The sequence below is a fragment of the Photobacterium frigidiphilum genome (assembly GCF_003025615.1).
GTDB lineage: Bacteria > Pseudomonadota > Gammaproteobacteria > Enterobacterales > Vibrionaceae > Photobacterium > Photobacterium frigidiphilum.
This window is the reverse complement of the sequence record NZ_PYMJ01000127.1, coordinates 1-853: the sequence shown is the minus strand read 5'-3', so window position 1 is coordinate 853 and position 853 is coordinate 1. Positions and strand designations below refer to the sequence as shown.

General features: G+C 42.9%; 5 tRNA genes. All 5 read right to left on the bottom strand.

Annotated features, from left to right (window positions below):
• Positions 1-18 precede the first annotated feature (18 nt).
• Positions 19-93, bottom strand: a tRNA-Gln gene (locus C9J12_RS30175).
• 58 nt (positions 94-151) lie between these two features.
• Positions 152-236, bottom strand: a tRNA-Leu gene (locus C9J12_RS30170).
• 132 nt (positions 237-368) lie between these two features.
• Positions 369-453 (bottom strand) — tRNA-Leu (locus C9J12_RS30165).
• 83 nt (positions 454-536) lie between these two features.
• Positions 537-611 (bottom strand) — tRNA-Gln (locus tag C9J12_RS30160).
• Between the two features lie 58 nt (positions 612-669).
• Positions 670-754, bottom strand: a tRNA-Leu gene (locus tag C9J12_RS30155).
• Positions 755-853: the final 99 nt, after the last annotated feature.

Sequence of the window (853 nt, the reverse complement as noted above, 5' to 3'; positions counted from 1 at the left end):
AAGCCACATAATTAAATGTGGCAGGGCTACCTGGATTCGAACCAGGGGATGGCGGCATCAAAAGCCGCTGCCTTACCGCTTGGCGATAGCCCTACAATTGTTCATTTAAGAACAGTTCTCTAGTTAAAGAGAATAATAAGTCTTTAGAGAATGGTGCGGAAAGAGAGACTTGAACTCTCACACCTTGCGGCGCCAGAACCTAAATCTGGTGCGTCTACCAATTCCGCCATTCCCGCATATTATCTCATTCGAATAAATCCGATTGAGAGTACTCTAAAGCTTATTGTACAGATCTAAGAATTGGTAAAAACTCGAACTGTACGGTGTTAATCACCAAATGATTAACGATTCTTTTATTCAAAGAATAATGGTGCGGAAGGAGAGACTTGAACTCTCACACCTTGCGGCGCCAGAACCTAAATCTGGTGCGTCTACCAATTCCGCCACTTCCGCATATCTAATTTGCTCTTAACGAGCTTACATCGCTTAACTATTAGTCTTCTTAGACAGAAGTAATTAAGCCACATAATTAAATGTGGCAGGGCTACCTGGATTCGAACCAGGGGATGGCGGCATCAAAAGCCGCTGCCTTACCGCTTGGCGATAGCCCTACAATTGTTCATTTAAGAACAGTTCTCTAGTTAAAGAGAATAATAAGTCTTTAGAGAATGGTGCGGAAAGAGAGACTTGAACTCTCACACCTTGCGGCGCCAGAACCTAAATCTGGTGCGTCTACCAATTCCGCCATTCCCGCATATTATCTCATTCGAATAAATCCGATTGAGAGTACTCTAAAGCTTATTGTACAGATCTAAGAATTGGTAAAAACTCGAACTGTACGGTGTTAATCACC